General features: G+C 67.5%; 5 protein-coding genes. 3 read left to right on the top strand and 2 right to left on the bottom strand.

Translation table 11 applies throughout. The annotated features are described in order from the left end of the window. The first annotated feature begins 74 nt into the window (after nucleotides 1–74). The 3 genes from IEY55_RS31375 to IEY55_RS31385 are packed head-to-tail and all read left to right on the top strand — an operon-like array spanning nucleotide 75 to nucleotide 2,226. Complete coding sequence (locus IEY55_RS31375) at nucleotides 75–731, top strand: response regulator (RefSeq protein WP_189062213.1); 657 nt, start codon at nucleotides 75–77, stop codon at nucleotides 729–731. 24 nt (nucleotides 732–755) lie between these two features. Beyond that, entirely contained in the window at nucleotides 756–1,232 is a 477-nt protein-coding gene (locus IEY55_RS31380; RefSeq protein ID WP_189062214.1) for a hypothetical protein, read from the top strand. A gap of 28 nt (nucleotides 1,233–1,260) precedes the next feature. Next, nucleotides 1,261–2,226 carry an alpha/beta hydrolase gene (locus IEY55_RS31385; RefSeq protein WP_189062215.1) on the top strand — a complete coding sequence of 322 codons (966 nt, stop codon included), beginning with the start codon at nucleotides 1,261–1,263 and terminating at the stop codon, nucleotides 2,224–2,226. Between the two features lie 333 nt (nucleotides 2,227–2,559). Here the strand turns inward: IEY55_RS31385 and IEY55_RS31390 are convergent, their stop codons facing one another. Together IEY55_RS31390 and IEY55_RS31395 are read right to left on the bottom strand one after the other, a co-directional pair. After that, on the bottom strand, nucleotides 2,560–3,471 hold the full coding sequence (locus tag IEY55_RS31390; protein ID WP_189062216.1) for an SDR family oxidoreductase: 912 nt from the start codon (nucleotides 3,469–3,471) through the stop codon (nucleotides 2,560–2,562). After that, on the bottom strand, nucleotides 3,468–4,082 hold the full coding sequence (locus tag IEY55_RS31395; RefSeq protein ID WP_189062217.1) for a TetR/AcrR family transcriptional regulator: 615 nt from the start codon (nucleotides 4,080–4,082) through the stop codon (nucleotides 3,468–3,470). Before IEY55_RS31395 ends, IEY55_RS31390 begins: the two co-directional genes overlap by 4 nt. Nucleotides 4,083–4,204 lie beyond the last annotated feature (122 nt).

Raw genomic sequence — 4,204 nt, forward strand, 5'->3', positions numbered from 1 at the left:
CTCCCTCATTCCAACATCATCAGGCTGTCGTGCCCGTCACCAACCTCTATGGGCAGTACACCTAGGCTTCGGGCATGGTCCGGGTGCTGCTGGTGGACGACCAGGAACTCATGCGGATGGGCTTCCGGATGGTGCTCGACGCGCAGGAGGACCTGCAGGTCGTCGGCGAGGCCGGCGACGGCGCGGAGGCGGTGCGGATGGCCGCCGAGCTGCGCCCCGACGTGGTGTTGATGGACGTCCGGATGCCGGTGCTCGACGGGGTCGAGGCCACCAAGCGCATCGTGGCCGAGGAGACGGCGAAGGTGCTCGTGATGACCACCTTCGACCTGGACGAGTACGCGCTGGCGGCGCTGCGCAACGGCGCGAGCGGGTTCATGCTCAAGGACACCCCGCCGGCGGACCTGGTCTCCGCGGTGCGGTCGGTGGCCAGCGGGGATGCCGTGGTGTCGCCGAGCGTGACCAAGCGGCTGCTCGACCGGTTCCTGGGGGCCAGCGGCGGCGAGTTGCGCGACGCCAAGGTGCTCGACGTGCTGACCGAGCGGGAGCGCGAGGTGCTGGTGCTGATCGCCAAGGGACTGTCGAACACCGAGATCGCGGAGAAGCTGTTCCTGTCCGAGGCGACCGTGAAGACACACGTCGGCCGCATCCTGGCGAAGCTGGATCTACGCGACCGGGTGCAGGCGGTGGTGCTCGCCTACGAGACCGGGCTGGTTCGCCCCGGCGAGACCTGATCGGCGGCGCGCCGGTAGGTGTGAGTGGCCGGATCTGTTGTCGCGCCCGTACTGGCGGCCCGCACGGCCGGCCTGTACGGCGGCGACGAACTGGTAGCCGCGGTCGTGGCCGCGCCCGACCCCGCCGCGTCATGGGGCGAGCAGATCCGCAGTGCGATCCGGGCGGTGACCGAAGTGCCGGCCCACGATCCCCGCAAGGCCAGAGTGAAGCTGATCGAAGTCATCGGGGCCGGCCCGTGTGCGGAGGAGCGGCGCCAGCGAGGTCTCCGTGCCTTTGCCGACCTGCTGCTCGCTTGGCTGCCACCGGCCGCCGTGCAACGCGGAATCGACCCGGACACACTGGCGGTAGGGCTCGTCGCCGCCGCCAACGAGTTGTTCGTCGGGTGGATCGGCGGTCACCTCGATCTCGATCGGGAACGGCTCGTGGAACACATTGCGCTGCTGATCGAGGCAACCGCGAACCAGATCGCCGGCGATGACAGTCCACTCGGCACATACTGAGAGTCCACTCGGCAGGAAGGACGCCGTCATGTCCGACCGAACCGCCAGTCCCCGTCTTTATCGCGACCAGCAGTCCTGGCGCGACCTGCAGGAGTTCCTTCCCCCCGAGCTGCGCCTCGGTGCGGACGACGTGCCGGCCGAGGAGTTCTGGAGCTGGTCGGGCAACGACGTCCATCTGGACCGCTATGTCAAACCCGACTCGCCGGTCAAGGTCGTGCTGCATCACGGGGTGGGCACCAACGGCAGGCAGATGTCGCTCGTGCTCGGGGCACCGCTGGCCAAGCGCGGGATCGAAACCGTTGCCCTGGACAATCTCGGATACGGGCTGACCGTCGTCGGCGCCGGGCAGACTCCGACCTATGCCGACTGGGTCGACCTGGTCGTGGACTACGTCGCCTACGAGCGGACCCGCGACCCGCGCCCGATCGTCCTCTACGGGCTCAGCGCCGGTGGAATGTTGACCTACCATGTGGCGGCGAGGGACAGGGACATCGCCGGAATCGTCGGGATGACCTTCCTCGACCAGAACGTCCAGCAGGTCCGTGACGAGACCGCGTCCAACAAGGTCGCTGCCCGCGGCGCGTTCCTGGTGAGCGCCGCCGCCAGGACACCGCTGTTCCGGCTGAGAACACCAATGCGTCTGGTGTCGAAGATGAGCGCGTTGGCCAACCACCCGGGAGCGATGAAGGTGTTCCTCGCGGACCGGACCTCCGCCGGGAATTCGGTGTCCCTCCGGTTCCTGGACAGCTACCTCAACTACACCCCCGCCGTCGAGCCCGAAGACTTCGACCACTGTCCGATCCTGCTCACCCAGCCCGCCGAGGACCGGTGGTCACCGCTGCACCTGAGCGAACCGTTCCTCAACCGCATCACCAAGGTCGACAAGACCGTGGTGATGCTCGACCGTGCCGGGCATTACCCACTCGAACAACCCGGCCTTCAGCAGATGCAGGACGCGGTCATCGAGTTCGCCACTCGGGTGGCTTCGCGGTGAGACGTTGCGGGCGTGGCTGCCGAGTTGGGCGTCGCGCTCACGGAACAGCCACTTTGGACTTTGATTTTCGTTGGTCGACAGGTGACGTGGTGAGAGTGTCGGGCCGGTGCCGTCGACCACCCCCGCCGCCACGCCGCTCGGGCAGAGGCTCGGGAGGACCGCCGAAACGGGAGAGACGGCGATGGACAACCGAAGACGGGCACGTGCCTGGACGAGGCATCGCCCGAGGTCTTCATCGGCAGTCCGGAGATGCGGCAAGCTCGCGTCACCGGTGGGTGGGGCACGGCACAGCGTGCGGATCCCGACACCGTGGGCGGGCGGGGGCGAGCGATTTCAGCGGTAGTCGTCGGGGTTGACGTTGTCGCCGGCGTAGTCGAAACGGCGCTCGACGTAGGCGCCCCAGTCGGGCCGGGTGCCGTCGAGGTCGGTGAAGCCGTAGTTGCGCATCAGCTCCCATGATGACGTGATCTTCCCGTGCCACCGGTCAACCCTCGGGTCGGTCGCCAGCGCCGCGATGCCGCGTCCGAGATAGTGCGGCGTCTCCGACATCGCGAAGTGCTCGTCCTTGGTGATGCCGTCGCGCCAATTCTCTTCTGTCACACCGAAATGCTCTTCCAGCATGGCCTCCGAACGCAAGAAGCCCGGCGTGACGATCAATGCCGTGATCTTGTGTGGTCGAACCTCCGCGGCCACCGCCTCCCCGATGCGGCGGATCGCGGACTTCACCAGGTAGTAGGGCAAAGCGGCGGCAAACTCGTCCTTGTCACCGTCGGTGACCTCGATGACCAGGCCGCTCTTTTGCCGCACCATCAACGGAAGCAGGCGGTGCAGGGCGATCAGATGGCTCTCGACACCGTTGCGTACCATTCGCAGCGACTTGTCGAGATCGCCTTCCCAGAACTTCTTGTCGAACTCGGCGAGGTGGTCGCCGCCCCACACGTCGTCCACCAGGATGTCGAGCCGACCGTCCTGTTCGTCCTCGATCCGACGGACGAGCCGGTCGACGTCCGCCGTCGACGTGAAGTCGACCCGCACCGGGATCCCCACCCCGCCCGCCTTGTCCACCAGCTCGGCGGTTTCCTCGATGGTCTCCGGCCGGTTCAGCTCGCTGCGCTGCTCGCGCGTCGTGCGACCGGTCACGTGGACCGTCGCTCCGAGCGCACCGAGCTCGATGCTGATCGCGCGACCACAACCTCGGCTCGCGCCAGTCACCACAACGACCTTGCCGTCGAGTGGCTTGCTCACCGATCTTCCTCCCCAGTATCCATTGTGGATTTTCGACGCCAGGCGTCGAGGATGACGTCCAGGTCGCGCCGCAGCCGGTTCCGCAGGCTGCCCCGGGCTCGCACCGACCAGTTCAGGATCGTTCCGTGCACGAGCGCGGTGAGGATCCGTGTGGCCACCGGCACCCCCGGTGCGGCGGGCAGCTCGCCCGCGGCCGTCGCCCTCCGCACCAGCGCCGCCAGCTCCCCCTCGACCGCAACGAAGTGGTCGGCGAGCAGATCGCGCAGGTCGGGGTCGACGAGGTCCACCCCGAGCGCCGCGATGTGGTTGCCGGCCTCCGTTGGGCTGTCCGCCCAGTCGTACCAGGTCAGCAGGGCGACGCGGAGCGCGTCAAGCGGATCGTCCGCCGATGCGGCCGCCGACCTCAGCCGGTCGATGACGACGGCGCTGACGGAACGCGACAGCGCCTGCTGCAACCCGTGTTTGGAACCGAACCGCTGCACCAGGGTGGCCGGTGCGACACCCGCCTCCTCCGCGACCTGCGCGAGCGTGTAGCCGGGCCCGACCCGGCCGACAACGACCGTCGTGGCCTCCAGCAGGCGTTCGTCACTGATCTTCCGCGGCCGCGCCACACGGTAAGTGAACCACCGTTCGAAAACTGGGTAAACACCAGTTCAGAAATGGGTGGCCTAGGTGTACTGCCCATAGAGGTTGGTGACGGGCACGACAGCCTGATGATGTTGGAATGAGGGAG

The sequence above is a fragment of the Longimycelium tulufanense genome (genome assembly GCF_014645795.1).
Classification (GTDB): domain Bacteria; phylum Actinomycetota; class Actinomycetes; order Mycobacteriales; family Pseudonocardiaceae; genus Longimycelium; species Longimycelium tulufanense.

What these genes read in the sequence shown, in the direction of transcription:
- IEY55_RS31375 (WP_189062213.1), top strand. Translation starts at nt 75, where the DNA reads ATGGTCCGGGTGCTGCTGGTGGACGACCAGGAACTCATGCGGATGGGC.
- IEY55_RS31385 (WP_189062215.1), top strand. Translation starts at nt 1,261, where the DNA reads ATGTCCGACCGAACCGCCAGTCCCCGTCTTTATCGCGACCAGCAGTCC.